Below are 16,372 nucleotides of genomic sequence, written 5' to 3' on the forward strand. Positions count from 1 at the left end.
TCAGATTAACAATAAGGCATTAAAAAACAAGCTGAATACCACCAGAGATTGTTCGCATTGCCGGATAGCGAAAATAGGTCGCCCCATTCACCGTCTGTTCTGGATCCATTCCTTGATGACCATAAAATGTCAATAGATTTTCGGCTGTTGCAAAGACGCGAAGTTTTTCTACACCTATCCGCTTCAATAAATCCGAAGGTAATCGATAACCTAAACTTACATTTTTAAGGCGTGCATAAGTGCCACTGTAAAGAAAGCGTGTGGACGAAGAAGTCCAATTCAAGTTATCAGTTGTCAATTTAGGCACATCGGTCTGCGTATGCTCAGGCGTCCAGCGCTCGAGGATCTCCTTTGACCAAGCGCGTCCTGGATTATTACCGCTATGCATAAGCTGAATATAATCGTTATCTAATATCTGTCCACCCAAACTAAAACTCAATAAAGCAGACAAATCAAAATTTTTGTAGGTGAAACTGTTTTGAATCCCGCCGACAAGATCTGGCAATGAAGTTCCGGCAATAAAATTACCGGCCTTACTGTATTCCGAAGTTTTTTCACCTGTTTTATTACCGTCCTTATCAGCAGTATACCATTGCGGCAGACCGTTATCTGGATTTACTCCAGCCCATTCCGGCAGATAAAAATCATAGATACTTCCACCTACACGCAGGAGTTTATTACCCGTGATGATCGGTTTATTGTCTTTTGGCAAAGCTGTAATCTTGTTTTTGTAATGCGAAAGATTGACGTCTAAATTCCATTTAAAATTTTCATTTCGAACCGGGACAGTACGAATATCCACGTCGACACCTGTATTTTTCAGCGCTCCTATATTTGCATCATAGCCTGTATATCCTGTTGAATAAGCCATCGGCATTGTAAATAGCAAATCTTTACTTCGACGGTTAAAGTACTCCACGCTTAACGACACCCGGTTCTCAAAAGCGGATACGTCAACCCCCACATTCAAATTAAGGTTCGACTCCCATTTTAGATCCGGCGTAGCCAGCCTGCCGGTATACGTCCCGCCTTTACCCAAACTATTTGCAATGGTATAAAGTCCTTTATAAGCATAATAGGTTCCCAGATTATCGTTTCCTTGTCCACCATAACTCGCTCTGACGGTTAACTGATTAACCGTTGTATTATCCTTCAGAAAATCCTCCTGCTTCAGTTTCCATGAGCCGCCCACAGACCAGAATGTACCCCAACGTTTATCCGGCGAAAACCGAGATGATCCATCTGTCCGTAAGGAAGTTGAAAAATAGTATTTGTTATCATAGTTATACTCCGCTCTTCCCAAAAAGCTCAGTAACCTATAATCAACACTGGATCCTGTAAAATTATTAAGTTGAGATGCAGCAGCAGGTTCGTCAAAATAAGGAAGTACAAACTGTTGTCTGCTACCATTTATATTACTGCTGTTAAAATCATAGTATTCCTGTCCGGCCAATACATTGAGGGAATGCAAACTAAACTGCTTTTCATAGGTCAGCAAATTATTCCAGGTCTGTGCGACCGTACGTACGTTTGAACGATACACATACCCCCCGGTGTTCACACCATCGCCCAACAATGGATTAGTGTAGTCGTGCGTATTTCCATTGAGATAATCAAGACTATAAGTCGACTTAAACTTTAAGTTTTTAGAAAACAACACTTCCAGATAGGTTCGTGCAGATAGATTTTCGCGGCGGATATCATTTCGATCCAAAGGAAGAGATGCTGCCAGATTATTACGTGGAGTCGCACCACTTGGACGATATTCTCCAAAATCGTAAATCTTGTTTCCGGCTCCATCAAGGACATATGAGCCATCCGCATTCCGCTCATAGTACGGATAAAAAGACGGGACCAGTCTCGTAAAATTTATAATATTAGCCGTATTACTGTCTTAAGACTGCGGATACTTTTGTTGTGTACTGCTACCACCTATATTCAGGCCTACATTTAACCAAGACTTGACCTTACTGTCAATATTTGCACGCAGATTATAGCGTTTAAAGCCCGATTCAATTGCAATTCCTTGATCATTGAGATAACCTCCTGAAATGTAGTAGGTACTCTTTGCACTACCACCGCTAAATCCGAGGTCTGCCTGTGTACGCACCCCAGTACGTTGCAATACGTCGGTCCATGGATCATTCCAAAGCGTTTTTGCTCCAGCAACCAATTTACCATCTACGCCGACCGGCTGTGGGTATTGACTGCCGTAAGGATTAATATTTAAATCTGTCAATACGGTCTTACTTGCATTGGACGCCGCTTGCTCTGCCGTAAGGCCATTTGATAGGTTTTTATTTCTTAAAGCTTCCCAATAGAGTTGAAAATATTCATCGGTCGACACCTGATCATAGTCACGAACTGCACGTGTTGAATAGCCTTGTGTAAAATTGAGATTAATCTTGGTGTTGTCGGAAGTCACTCCCGACTTTGTGGTAATGATAATCACCCCATTTGCCCCTCTGGAACCATAAAGTGCACTTGATGCTGCATCTTTTAAAACAGAGATGGACTGAATGTCATTCGGATTGATGGAGTTAATATCTCCTGCATAGGGACTACCATCCAACACGATCAAAGGTGCACTGGAGGCATTAATGGAGCCGATACCCATTGAATTACTAGATTTTAAGAACTAAAAACAAAAAACACTAATATTCAGCTATTTAATTTATAAATATGTCTAGAAAAATATTTTTTCGTTAGCTAATTCACCATTATTGATCAAGCCATTTTTGAAACTTCGGGGACCGTTCCTCACTAACAATGACGACAATTCCTTCTGGGGTTGAAGGCATTAGCTCTAACTTGATTCGATTTCGACTAATCTTTAACATGGACTGGATGGCATCTATCCGAACAAGGAATTTCCGATTGATCTGAAAGAAAACTGTTGGATCCACCTGTGAAACGAGATGTGTGATGGTATCTTCAATAATATATGCAATTCCCGATCCTTTTTCTACGGCATACAGCTCTTTGTCTTCTGCCATAAAATAGGCAATATCAGCAATGGCCAGCGACTTTAAAAAATTACCATATTTCACTAGGAAGCGCTGTTTGAGCCGAGGTTCTACGTTGGGTAGTAGCGGTTCGATACGTTTCATGATCTCCGCCAACTCGTCGCTATCGAAAGGCTTTAACAGATAGGCATAACCCTTATTTTGGAAGGCCTCCAATGCATATTGTTCGTAAGCAGTCGTAAAAATCAGTGGCACATCGATCGATACCTGTTTAAAAATTTCAAAGCTCAGCCCATCCATCAGGTGGATATCCATAAAAATCAGATCGAATTGATTTCTATTGATCGTCATCACCGCTTCCTGAACCTCTTTTGCATTGGTAAAGATCAGTTCGCTTTCTCCATAGAGCGCAGTCAACATTTCCTTTAAGCCTACAAAAGCCCAGTCTTCGTCTTCGACAATCAGTATTTTCCATCTCATGGGTTGAATGTAATAAAAAATCCATTTCCTAAAAAAAGAAAATGGATTAATATATATAGGATAAAAAAAATCGATTATTTTAACAGATCGGGATTATTATTGATTGCCTCCTGTGGATAGCGAATCACATAACGTGGATCGTTCTGCTGCAGGGTTACCGTCCTACCGAAACTACTGTGTGTGATCGCCGGTCTTGTCGTCCGTTTTAGATCATACCAGCGTAATCCCTCTAGCGCCAGTTCACGCTTGCGTTCCAGCAGAACCGCATCTAGCAATTGCTCCTTTGACAAACCTGCGTCGGCCTTCGTTTCTTTGGCATAGGCATCTGCGGTAAATCTGTTTTTCTTTAAAGCAGACAGATATTTTAATGCTTCTGCTGTATTTCCCAGGCGAACATAACATTCGGCCATCGTCAAATAAAGATCAGCATTTCTAAAACTCACGTTAAAACGGTTGTCTCCACCTTTGAGGGATACATAATCGCCCCCACTTTTTTGGAAGTAACGACCTTTTCTCAAATCGCCTGCTAAATAACTGTCTAATAAGGCCGGTGAAATAAAGGAACTTGTACGTACACCAGGAACAGATACTTTTTCCAAAGCCATAATCATCTCTGCGGATTCAAAATCATTCGGAAGTAGGCTTCCAGCAACATTGAGATCAACCAATTTGTCATTTATAGCCAAAGCTTTTTTAGCGGCATCAATTGCTTCCTGCCACTCACCGCGGTATAAATGAACGCGTGAGGCCATTGCAAAAGCAGCGCGTTTGCTAAAGCGATAATTAACACCTTTTGCCTGATCATCGACAGTCAGTAACGCTGTCCCTTTTTCCATGTCAGTTAGGATCTGCATATAAGACTCTCCAATGGTCGCGGGAACAAAACGTTGTTCCAGGTCAATCTTTGTCGATAAAGGAACACCCCGAAGCCCTGCATTACTCGCCGAATAGACCTCACTGTAAAGATTTAACAACTCAAAATGAGCGTAAGACCGCATGAGATAAGCTTCACCCTTGATCTGGTCTACTGTACCATTACTAGCCAACTTGTCATCGATCGTACTGATGATCTGATTCGTATAAAAAATACTTTTATAGAATGCCAAATAAGGATAAGCAATTGTTGCAGGATCGGGGTTTTGATCGTTCCAAAGATAGATATCTTTGGTTCTAGCCGCATCTGTCGAACTTTCATCCAACAATAGTTCATCTGTACGCAAGGACAAATAAGACTTATGCGCAGGAAAACCAGTATAACTACTTGTCATTAACCCTCTAAAATCACTTTCCGAGGCAGGAATGACCGTTCCTACCGGTTGTATATCTAAATATTTATTGCAGGATGCCAATGCACTCGCTGCCATGATCATTCCAAAATAAACTATTTTTTTCATGTTATAAATCAGTTAAAAGAATTAAAAACTTGCTGACAGACCAAAAGCAAAAGATTTGCTGATCGGCTGCGCATAATAGTTTCCATAAGTCTCCGGATCAAAATACCCTTCATAATTTGCTCCGAAAACAAATAGATTACGTCCTTCTACATTCACGCGTAAATTGCTTGCACCAATTTTTTTGCTTAGTGCAGGAGGTAGTGTATATCCCAAACGTACACTATTGATACGGACATAACTCATTTTCTTAGCCCAAATATCATATTGTTTAAACGAATTAATTGGGTCGTTGCTTTCCATCCAGGCATAGGCCATCCAGCGGTCATTTAATTCAGAACTTATACTTCCCAAAGCAGGCATATTACCACCCTTTTGTAGGACATTCAAAAGATCTGTTGTATAATTCTGTCCGCGGTCGACCTTCGCTGGATTATAAGTCGGTGTACGGCTTACCCAACGCTCCAGATTGAAGACAGCTGAAATCGCCAAGTCAAAGTTAGCATAACGGAAACGGTTGGTCATACCACCGATAAGCTTCGGATCTTTACTACCCTTGTATTTAAATTTAGAACGGTATTCTGCAGCTGTCATGTCGGTTTGCGACATATAACCCGGCAAGAAATCAGCCCAAGGATCGTATAAACCATAAAACTCTTCAAAGCTTGAAACCGATCCATCTTGATTTCTAAATTGCATCACACCATCTTTATCCAGTCCAGCCGTTTCCAGCACATATAGACCACTGATTGGGCGCCCTTCCTGTGCCTCTGGTGCATAAGCCTTCGGATCATTCATAACCTTCAATAACTTATTGTCATTATGTGCGATATTAAAGTCCGTTGACCAGGAGAATTTATCTGTTTGAATCTGACGGCTTGATATGGTCAGTTCTACACCTTGGTTTCGTGCTGAGGCCCAATTGACCTGCACATTCTGGAAACCGTTTTCTAAAGGCAATGCACTATAAGCTATTAGGTCGGTACTTTTTCTGTTGTAATAGTCAACCGTAATATTCAATCTATTCTTCCATAGACCTAGATCAACTCCAGCATTATAAGATTGCGTACGCTCCCAACGTAATTTATCATTTGCAGGTATCTCAACCGTAACTGTTCCTTCATTATAACCCGGAATTAAAGTCGAATTTCCATACCTTCCAACGATAAATGGATAGGTATTCCGATCGACATTGCCCTGGATACCGTAGGAAGCACGTAAACGGAGATCCGATAACGCCGTTTTTCCTTTGATGAAGTCCTCCTCAAGTACGTTCCAGGATCCGGACAAAGACCAGATTGGTAAGAAACGATATTGCGGATCTACACCGAACATATTTGAGCCGTCATAACGAATACTACCATTGACGTTGTATTTACGATCAAACGTATAGGTCGCATTTCCATAAAAAGAGGCATATGAGTTCTCGATATATCCCTTACTATACTGAAGGAATTTGGCGTTTGTTTGATCATTACTATTTGGAAAAACAATACTTTGTGTAGTTAAAGTCGCTGGATTGTAGCCAAAACCTTTCGTTGATACGGCTTTATTCGTACTACGGCGCAGCTCTGTTCCTCCCATCAATTCCAGCTCATGTCTGTCGTTCCAAGTTTTGTTATATTTTAGGTAAGTTTTCCAATTATATTGGAAGATACTATTATTGATATTTTCGATCTTACCTCCTGTAGGCAAGAAATATTTATACGTTTTAGTTGCAGAATCGTAATACCGCGTCGAAGCCCGCAACTTGCGCGTATTATAACTTTCCTGATCGGCAAATTTTTCTGTGCTGTTTTCATCAAACTGCAAACCAAATTCGGAGCGTAATGACAATTGTGGAATAATAGTATATTCCAGGTAACCAATCGCTTTCAGTGCCTTATTCGTTAACGTATATTTGGTATTCTCCCTTTCTTCTATAGCATTGAAAGGAATATAGGTATCTTTTTCATAGCCTTCAATATCCGGATCATAATTGTATTTACCAGATTGATCACGTACAGTCAAGTATGGATTAACCAAACGCATATAATTACTAGGATTAGTAAAGGCATCGTCATCCTGGATTGGGTTCTGCCTATTTGAAACGGATCCTAATAGATTGATTCCAGCTTTGAATCTGTCGTTAATATTGAAGTCATTATTTAATGTCAAAGAATAACGACGAAGATCTGCTCCTTTTGTTGCTCCCTTCTCATCGTAAAAACTGCTGGACAAATAATAACGATGCCCGTCATTACCACCAGAAATTGAAGCTGAATACTGCTGATTCAAAGCTTGACGATAAAGTTCTTTTCCCCAATCCGTCTGTTGTGTGCGCAATTGATTGATTGACTGCTGTACTTCAGGTGATAAGGCTGCCAAACCACCCGAACGGTAAGCATCCAATGCATTTGCTTTGTTTAATATCCGCATAACGGCCCCCTTATCCGCACGATAATTTAAATCGGTGCGGTCGGCCATCAAGAGTTCAAAGTCCACTTTTTCATTGGCATCCATCAGGTTGAGTTTACCGAAATCCGGACGTTGCGTCACAAAAGTATTTGCTGATACCTGCAGTTTTGCAGGTCCAGATTTCCCCCTTTTTGTGGTAATCACAATGACTCCATTTGCCGCCCTCGCGCCATAGATGGAAGTCGCCGCTGCATCCTTTAATACCGTAATATCGGCGATATCGTCAGGATTGATACCCGCAATCGGAAGATTACTCAAGCTATTCAAATTGTCTTTGTCAATTCGTTTGGGCAATTCAGCTCCTTCAATCGGTAAGCCATCGATGACCCATAAGGGGTCTTGTGTGCCATTGAGTGATACCGTACCCCGGATACGGATCTGTGGCGCGCTGTTAGGTCCACCATTAAAATTACTCAGCTGCAAGCCTGCGACCTGACCAGCCAACATTTCGTCGATCGATGAAACTCCGGTTTGTTTGATATCAGCGACATTGATTTTATTGTAAGCCGTCGTATTCTTACGTTTTTTGATATCCGTATAACCTGTTACGATCACTTCATCTAAAGATTCACCACTTGGCTGAAGCAAGATTGTCTTATGATCCTGAAATACCGGCACCTGAATACGCTGGTACCCGACATAGCTAATCGTTACATATTTTAAATTACTAGGCACTTTTAAGCGAAATTCACCAGCCGCATCGGTCAATGAACCCAATGCCGACTGCTGCACCTGATTAGGTACACCGATATCTTCTGCTACTGCCGAACTTTCAACGACAACTGTCGCCCCCACGACAGGTTTTAAAGTGACCGCATCCAGAACCTTTCCTTTCAATTCTCTGGATTCCTGCGCATGCGCAACGTGCACACACATGAAGGTCAACGGTATTAAAAACTTATTCATTTTGGTAGATGTTAATATATTAGTTTAATTCTAAGGTATTTGCAATACGCAATAAAAGATCCATGTAATGCGATTTTGTCGTCGCATCACCAGTCCGCTGCTTTTGTTTCAACAACTGGTAAATCTCATATAATTCAGCGCGTTTATAAGTCAGCATATCCGAAGTACGGATCATACCAGTGACATGTACATTCCGCAGTCCAGCTTTTGAAGAGGATGCATGTTGTGGATGTAAACATAGGTCAGGTTGCGTCGCTTCAACCAGCTGCTCGATACCTGCTAGTTTCTTCGCATTTAGTTTCTCCATCGATTTGTTGGTAGAGACCATCAGCACATCCACATAGTTTTGTTGCAGCATCCGTGTTTTAAGATCCAACGATTGTCCGCTGATGGTTTTAGCAAAAACCGTCTGACGTACAGAAGTTAAAAACTCCGGTGCGCTCCATGCTTTCTTACTTCCGAAAAGATTTTCCATCTCAACCATACGCAGCAAACGTTCATCATTGACCAGTTTATACAACATAGCGTATTGAAATTCACGTTGTAAGTTATAAGGAGCGTACTCAAATGGTCCTAACGGAGAATCTTTCAATGGAAAAGTTTTTGCCATCAGCTCCGGAACGAACAACCATTCGGGCATGTAAAAGACATTCTTCTTGAGGTACTCCAAAGCACGTAGTTGTTTGTCTTTTGGTACTGGGCTATAGGCATCTTTTTGATCACCCAAAACAGCATTTTCGAGGTAAATACCACCAATATTATTTAAAACATGATCAGCATATGCATACCATTGTCCAACCACGCCCATATACAACTTACCGGCACGGTAGTAATCATCGCCGACATTGGTTGTCCAATTGATAATATTAGGCATCATGCGACGCAGATTCAGCATACCATATTCGCCAGCCTTCATGGCGTCATCACCAAGATCTTCCGATTGAGCCCGCGGATCAACGATATTTTTAGAGTCCTGCTGTTCACCGTAATGATAAATAGGATCATGTACATGGCTATCAATTTCCTTTCTCAGCAAAGGGATTTCATCCCAAGGCTGTGTTTTGCCATACCAGCGGTAGGCCCAGCCAATGGCGTACTTGTCGTAAGCACCGATCACGGGAGTAATCTGTTCCACACCATCTTCAGGTTGCGCCACATAATTGAAACGTGCGTAATCCATAATGGAAGGAGCGGTCCCTCCCATTTTAGCGGTGAAGCTTTTGCTACGCAACGAATCAACAGGGAAACTTGCCGAAGAGCCCATATTGTGCATCAATCCAAGCGTGTGTCCAATTTCATGGGACGACACAAAACGAATAGCATGTGCCATTTTCTCATCGGAGAAAACATTAGCACGTACTGATGTATCTACGATACCGGTCTGTATGCGCATCCAACTGTTCAAAATAGTCATGACGTTGTGCCACCAAATCACGTCAGCTTCTAATATCTCCCCTGAGCGTGGATCAACAACAGATGGCCCCATGGCATTAGCTTGAGCAGATGCTGCGTATACAATAGAAGAAACATTAGCGTCGTCTGGATCAAATTTGACACTATCGGGCTGTTGTTTGGCCAGAATTGCATTTTTGAAGCCAGCAGCTTCAAAGGCGACCTGCCAATCATGTACGCCATCAATAATGGCCTGACGCCATTGTTTTGGGGTCGCTGGGTCCAAATAAAAGACAATCGGTTTTTTGGGTTCGACCAGCTCCCCTTTCAGATAGCGCGCTTTGTCTTCGTCACGCGGTTCCAAACGCCAGCGATTGACCAGATTTTTCTTATCCAGTTCTTGTTGTTTATCGTTAAAATACCAACGCGGCGAAGTAAAGAAACCAACCCTTGGATCTGCAAACCGGGCAACCATAGGCGTTTCAGGCAGTTCGTAAAGGTTACTTGTAATTTCCAAAGAAACCGGTACAGATTCATTACCTTCCGTCACCTTGGTAGAAAATACAGACTTCACAACGATATTATTCGCATAGGATTTGATATCTTCAACTGTAGATATACTGGTTTTAGGTGAAGTTCCCAAACCCAAGGAAGTAAACACATCCGTAAAACTCTTTTCTGAACCATCAAATACCTTATTGACTTTGATTACAACAGCACTTGAATCTTTTGAATAACTTTCAATCTTAAAAGATTCAATATAAGAAGGGCGGTAATTATCGTATACCGAAGCGGCTATTGCGTCACCTTTAGGGACTTCCACCTGAGGTTTGATCTCCGAAACCCACACTTCTTTCTTCTCCTTGCGGAGTGTAAACCGGATGACCTTATTTTCATAATTCATTCCTTTGTTTACCCCAGCCTCATTTAAAGCCAATGGAACGGAAGACAGCTTCTGTATCAACAGAATATCCTGTCCCATTTTCTTCAATGGAATTTCAAAATAGTAATTATTTTCCTTACGAATTACCGTAAACATACCAGTATCAACCCGGGCATCTTTAAACAATTTGTCGTACGCAGCTGTCGTATCTTTCTTGGCAATAGAATCTTTAGCAGAAGTAACCGTTTCTTTTTTTCGCAGGCCTACTGTTTGCAATAATGAACAAGATTGCATTAGACCAGCGGAAAATAAAAGACCTATGGCTAACTTAGTGTAAGTGTTTTTCATCAAATAAATATTTTGAGCCCTTGTTTTCAAAGGTGATATCTGAGCTCGTTGCACTCCATGTGTTTTTCAAAAGTGATGACGGATCATCAAGCTATTATCTCGTGTTATCCATAAGCTAATTTTAGCTTACTACAGAACGATTAGAAAGTAATTTTGTCTATTCCAAGCAGGTCAATTCCAAGTCATTTATACTTAAAACTTATGCTATTTGATCGGATAGGATTAGGCTAACCACGAACTAATATTTCTAGATTAGGAGCCAAATTTGTTAAAAATATTATACAGAAAAGTATGCAAAGCGATGAACACGCAGTTTAAAGGTATGAACACGCGCTACAAAAACATGAACACGTAAACCGACCATCTTTTATTCTTCATTTTCAACTGGATGAGAGTGGTAAGTATACCGAAAAAAAGTCCGATTCTATCCCGTACCGAAAGCCCGACATCGCATAATAACGATAGATGGATGCTAAATAATTAAGTCCGTACCCCTCACCTTCCAGCTCTGCCCCCTGTCTGGGCTGCCAGTTATTGCGGATTTCCAGCACGTTTTCTTCAACAAGATAGATGATCTGAATCTTCAGCGGATGTTCGATCGAAATACGGGTATGCTTGATCGCATTTTCTACCAGCATCTGCAGGCCCAAGCGTGGAATTTTCCGATCCAAACATGTTGCTGGCAGCCGAATTTCCATATCACTTAAGGCCGCTCCGAACCGCACCTGCTGTAAAAAGAAATAGGCTTTGGCCAATTCCAGCTCCTCCCCCAATGATGACCATTCGGCTTCATCTGTGCGGAGCATCTTCCGGTAGACTTTTGTCATCTTGCCAATAAAAGACTTCGCAAGATCATTGTCCTTTCCAATCAGGTATTGAAGCGACCCAAATGTATTGAATAAAAAATGCGGATTGATCTGCTGCCGCAGTTGAACCAACTGCATGCGCGTATATTCATTCTCTTGCTTCAGGGATTGTAGTTTCAGTTGCTGAATCTTGCGACGCTCCACGATATTAAAGTAGATTAACACCATAGCTACCAACATCAAGCCCACACCAAGCAAGATGCTATACGTTAGCAATTCTTGGATTTCCTCTTCAATACTCAGCAACAGGACATACACCTTGATTTCACCACCCACTAAAAGAATGTTACAGGGATACGAATTGACCATAACGTCCAGCTGAAGAAAATCAGATTTCACAATCTGTCCTTGTTTTGCAACTGCTGTACTGGCCCGCTTACCCCACTTTCGATTATCTGGAGAATACACACATAATCCACGGTCGTCGTAAATCTCGAAATAAGCTCGTCTTCCGAAATTGAGTTCCGCGAAATAGGCATTCAATTTTACTACATCCAGATAAATGTGATATAGTCGGTGATTTATTGTCCGTGTGCGTAACAAGGTAAGCATTCGCTGATTGACAGAGTCCGCTTGTCCAACCGGCAAAACGACCAACAGCGAGTCAGCACTTTCTTTTAGATCAAAGGCGGGCTGATTTAAGATCTTTTTTTCCGAAAGGAATAGATCTTGCTGCAACAACTCCAATTGCTTTTTGACAAGCAACATATTCTCATCTGCAAAATCGATCAGTATCCTCTTCTTAAGGAGGTCTACTTTATGATGGATAATACCGAGCAAGCCCCCCCCAATCAACAACAACAAAAACAAACAGGCAGTCAGGATGATACTATTCTTCTGTTCGGCATTTTTAAATCGAAATTTCACGCTGCAAAAATACATGAAATTTTTAAAAGCCTATGCAAAGCACTTCGCAAGAAAGGCTTTAACGCGGCCTCTTGTCAATGAAAAACGACATAATCCAAGCCCTTTTCAAAATAAATGCATCACATAACTGAGATTAATAATAATTTTCTGTTTTTTGTAACCACAAAAAATTCCAAAGTGTCAAAAGCAACATTTATAAAAGTTGTGAAACGTATCGCTATCGTTTTTACAAGCATCGCCGTACTACTCGTTATCAGCATATTATCTATTCCTTATATATTCGAAAATGAAGTAAACAGCAAGGTCAAATCGCTCGTAAACGAGCACATTACAGGTGAATTAAATTATTCCAAAGTAAGATTAACCTTCTTTGATCAATTCCCTTTGCTTACTGCATCGATGGATGATGTCTTACTAAAAGGGGCCGAACCTTTCAAAAACGACACGCTGCTCGCTGCAAAAAAAGTCAGTTTTGGCGTGGACCTTATGAGTCTTCTCAAATCTAAAATTGTAATCGACAAGTTTATCGTTAACAGCGGGAAGATCAATATCCTGGTTGATTCTTTGGGAAATGCCAATTACAATATTTATAAATCTAGCTCCGCTGATGCTACAAAAACACAAGACAATTCCGAAAGCAGTGCTTTAGCCTTCCAACTGATTAAACTTGAAAAAACAAATCTCCATTATGAAGATCGCTCCATTCCGCTACAGATAGAGGCAAAAGATCTGGAATATGAGGGTAAGGGAGATCTGATGTCAAATATCTTTGACTTGAACACACGTGCAAAAATTGCATCCTTTTCACTTTCCTTTGACAATGAATTGTATGTGGACAAAAAGTCGATCGATGCCAATTTGCTAACACGGATCAATACCAATAATTTATCTTTCGTCTTCGAACGAAATGATATTAAAATAAATCAATTACCGGTTCGTTTCCGTGGGTTGTTGTCTTTTATCTCCCATGGTTATCACCTGGATTTCAAATTAAAATCACAGGAAAGCACCTTGGCCGAATTACTTTCATTAGTCCCAAATAGCTACGCTTCTTGGATCAAGGACCTCTCCGTGAAAGGTACATCGGAGGTTTTTGTCAATTTAGAAGGAGACTATATTGTCGACAACAACAAAATGCCTAATCTTTCCCTTGGACTCATGGTCAACAATGGCTTTCTCGCGTATAAACAATCCACCAATCCGCTAACAGACTGGAATGCAAAATTACGGATAGACCTGCCGGCACTGAATCCAGACTCACTACAAATTGATCTGAAACAATTTGACTTTAAAGTTGCTTCAGGCTATTTCAATGCACAGGGCAACATTGCGGGTTTACACCCTGTAACCGTGCATGCCAACATAAAAAGTGATCTTGATCTCGGTAAACTCAATGAATCCCTACAATTCCCAGACTTTTCATTTGGTGGAAAATGGAATCTTTACGCAAAAATCGACGGAACATACGCCAAAGCTATTCGTAAGGTAGGACTTCAAAAACGCGAACAGGAATACATTGCATCCATTCCTACTTTTGATATCAAAAATACACTCGTCGATGGTAAATTCAAATTGGCGAACCTCCCACAGGGGTTGGACAAAATTGCTTATCGTCTGGAAGCAAAGGATCCCGATGGCCAATTAAAAAGTGCATCAATAGCAATCCATGATATTTCTGTTCAGGCGCTTAACAACTATATAAAGGGTTTTATTTCAATAACAGATTTTAATAAAATTGCGGTCAACTCGGATTTAAAAGCTTCATTTAATTTAGCAGATATCAAAAATTTCTATCCCATTAAACAAGTTGAATTGGCAGGGTTGGTGGATGTCAACCTTATGGCAAAAGGTTATGTGGATCTCAAACGAAACATTTTTCCCGAAACCAATACATCCATCGTGATGAAGAATGGCTTGATCAAGTCAAATGATTATCCTATCCCGATGGAAAATATTCAGGTCGAAGCTTTTGTCAATAGCGAAAAAGGCTCACTTCGAGATCTGAATGTCAAAATCCTACCGGTATCATTTACATTTGCTGGCGAACCATTTTTCTTGAATGCAGACCTCAAGAACTTCAATAATATCAAGTACAGCATACAATCCAAGGGTAAGCTTAATCTCGGCCCTATTTATAAACTCTTTGCATTAGATGGTACCAATGTCGATGGTTTTATCTATACGGATTTCAGTTTAAAAGGTTTACAGAGCGATGCCACCAATGGTCATTATAACCGACTCCAAAATAGTGGTCAGTTAAGTATTGGAAACATCCAGGTTCAGTCCGACATGCTTCCACAGCCTATTGCAATTAGAAGTGGGAACTTCAGTTTTTATCAGGAGAAAATGAATTTCGATAAATTCTTGGTAGCCTATGCGAAGAATGATATTTCCATCAAAGGATATCTCAACAACATTATTAATTATGCAACAAGTAGTCAAGCACCGTTAAAGGGGCAATTTACACTCAGCAGCAAGAAAATCAATGTGGATGATTTTATGGTTTTTGCTTCTCCGGCCACATCGACGACTGCAAGCTCTTCGGAAAGTGGTGTAGTTCTTCTGCCTAAAAATTTGGACGTTCAGGTCTTGGGGCTTGTCAATGCCATAGCATATAATAAAATGAATATCAAAGACTTCAAAGGTGACCTACAGGTAAAAGACGGTAAGATGATTCTTCATAAGACAAACTTTGAACTAGCGGGACTGAAAGTAGATATGAACGGAAGCTATCGTCCTATAAATCCACGTAGAGCAAGTTTTGATTATGCTGTGAAAGCTGACAGCTTTGATATTCAACGCGCTTACAAAGAGATACCGCTATTCAGAGAAATGGTTAGCTCTGCCAAAAATGCTTATGGCCTGGTTTCATTGGATTATAAATTGGGTGGTTTATTGAATGGCAATATGCAACCAGTAATGCCCTCCATCGTCGGCGATGGATCCCTAACACTGAATCAAATTAAATTCAGAGGCTTCAAGTTACTTAATGGAATTAGTCAATCTCTCCTTTTGGAATCTTTGGGATACCTATGCGAATTACGGGCACTCCAGATAACTTTCACTTAAAAATGGGAAAATACAAAGAAGAAGATCTCGACATGGAAATGGATGACGAGGACAACAAAGTATATAAAGAATCTCAAAAGACGCAAGAATCACAGGCTAAATAAACTCGCAATAAGTTCTAGTAAAGTCTGTCAACACAATAGTGCTGCAGTAAAAACGTTGTTTAATATAACAGAAAGATTTGTTAACTTAAACAACGTTTTTAATTTTTGAAAACCATGAGATATATACTAATTATACCCATTGCAATGCTATCCATTTGCAGTTGGTCCAGTTTCAAGACCGTTAACGACCAGAAAAATCCCTTATATGGGAAAGTATTCCGTGAGATCAATGAAATTGCTGAATTAAAATCTTATACATATACAACTGGTGCACTTATTGAAACCGACAAGAATACCCAAGGAGACTTTCGCTTTGCTGCCGGCTATTTTACAAATGCCAAAAATGGTGTTTGTATTTTAGAGGAATTGTTACCCGATGATAGCAAAGGTAAAGTCAAATATAAGATTTTGGATACCATCAATATTCAAAAACTGAAGTCCAACGAGCAACTCAGCTTATGCAACTGCAAGCAAGGTGACAAACCAGACAGCGAAATTATAGCGATTAGCCGGGTCGATGAAAGCAAAGAATATTTCGACAAAATCGTCAAGGGATGGCGAATGGATACCAAAAGCCAAAAAATTATTCCTTTAAAAGACACAAAGGGTATCAGCTGCCTCAATGAAGGCTATGGCATCTAGC

At 40.6% G+C, this 16,372-nt stretch carries 9 protein-coding genes; 2 read left to right on the forward strand and 7 right to left on the reverse strand.

All coding sequences use genetic code 11. The annotated features are described in order from the left end of the window. Positions 1–19: 19 nt before the first annotated feature. The 7 genes from B3E92_RS22840 to B3E92_RS22870 form a co-directional block, all read right to left on the reverse strand. Positions 20–1,876: a SusC/RagA family TonB-linked outer membrane protein gene (locus B3E92_RS22840; protein ID WP_313372299.1), complete on the reverse strand. Its 1,857-nt coding sequence runs from the start codon at positions 1,874–1,876 to the stop codon at positions 20–22. Between the two features lie 18 nt (positions 1,877–1,894). Next, entirely contained in the window at positions 1,895–2,617 is a 723-nt protein-coding gene (locus tag B3E92_RS22845; RefSeq protein WP_070564807.1) for a TonB-dependent receptor plug domain-containing protein, read from the reverse strand. Positions 2,618–2,720: 103 nt separating this feature from the next. Continuing rightward, entirely contained in the window at positions 2,721–3,446 is a 726-nt protein-coding gene (locus B3E92_RS22850; RefSeq protein ID WP_070564803.1) for a LytR/AlgR family response regulator transcription factor, read from the reverse strand. Positions 3,447–3,520: 74 nt separating this feature from the next. Then, entirely contained in the window at positions 3,521–4,840 is a 1,320-nt protein-coding gene (locus tag B3E92_RS22855; protein WP_070564800.1) for a RagB/SusD family nutrient uptake outer membrane protein, read from the reverse strand. A 21-nt stretch (positions 4,841–4,861) separates the two neighbouring features. Next, the gene (locus tag B3E92_RS22860; RefSeq protein ID WP_115049654.1) at positions 4,862–8,200 is read right to left on the reverse strand and encodes a SusC/RagA family TonB-linked outer membrane protein; all 3,339 of its coding nucleotides are present in this window, start codon (positions 8,198–8,200) and stop codon (positions 4,862–4,864) included. A gap of 19 nt (positions 8,201–8,219) precedes the next feature. Then, a complete protein-coding gene (locus tag B3E92_RS22865; protein WP_175441976.1) occupies positions 8,220–10,823 on the reverse strand; it encodes a zinc-dependent metalloprotease in 2,604 nt (867 codons plus the stop codon). Between the two features lie 380 nt (positions 10,824–11,203). Then, positions 11,204–12,556 carry a sensor histidine kinase gene (locus tag B3E92_RS22870; protein WP_159332754.1) on the reverse strand — a complete coding sequence of 451 codons (1,353 nt, stop codon included), beginning with the start codon at positions 12,554–12,556 and terminating at the stop codon, positions 11,204–11,206. Between the two features lie 177 nt (positions 12,557–12,733). Here B3E92_RS22870 and B3E92_RS22875 point away from each other — a divergent pair, with 177 nt between their 5' ends. Further along, positions 12,734–15,625 carry an AsmA-like C-terminal region-containing protein gene (locus tag B3E92_RS22875; RefSeq protein ID WP_201639680.1) on the forward strand — a complete coding sequence of 964 codons (2,892 nt, stop codon included), beginning with the start codon at positions 12,734–12,736 and terminating at the stop codon, positions 15,623–15,625. 218 nt (positions 15,626–15,843) lie between these two features. Next, positions 15,844–16,371, forward strand: a complete 528-nt coding sequence (locus B3E92_RS22880; protein WP_201639681.1) for a hypothetical protein — start codon at positions 15,844–15,846, stop codon at positions 16,369–16,371. Position 16,372: the final 1 nt, after the last annotated feature.

Origin of the sequence: Sphingobacterium sp. UBA6317 (assembly GCF_002440385.1) — a bacterium.
In the GTDB taxonomy this organism is placed as follows: domain Bacteria; phylum Bacteroidota; class Bacteroidia; order Sphingobacteriales; family Sphingobacteriaceae; genus Sphingobacterium; species Sphingobacterium multivorum.

Excerpts from the sequence above, each read along its gene's own strand:
- B3E92_RS22865 (WP_175441976.1), bottom strand. The coding sequence starts at position 10,823 with ATGAAAAACACTTACACTAAGTTAGCCATAGGTCTTTTATTTTCCGCT.
- B3E92_RS22850 (WP_070564803.1), bottom strand. The coding sequence starts at position 3,446 with ATGAGATGGAAAATACTGATTGTCGAAGACGAAGACTGGGCTTTTGTA.
- B3E92_RS22880 (WP_201639681.1), top strand. The coding sequence starts at position 15,844 with ATGAGATATATACTAATTATACCCATTGCAATGCTATCCATTTGCAGT.
- B3E92_RS22855 (WP_070564800.1), bottom strand. The coding sequence starts at position 4,840 with ATGAAAAAAATAGTTTATTTTGGAATGATCATGGCAGCGAGTGCATTG.
- B3E92_RS22845 (WP_070564807.1), bottom strand. The coding sequence starts at position 2,617 with ATGGGTATCGGCTCCATTAATGCCTCCAGTGCACCTTTGATCGTGTTG.
- B3E92_RS22860 (WP_115049654.1), bottom strand. The coding sequence starts at position 8,200 with ATGAATAAGTTTTTAATACCGTTGACCTTCATGTGTGTGCACGTTGCG.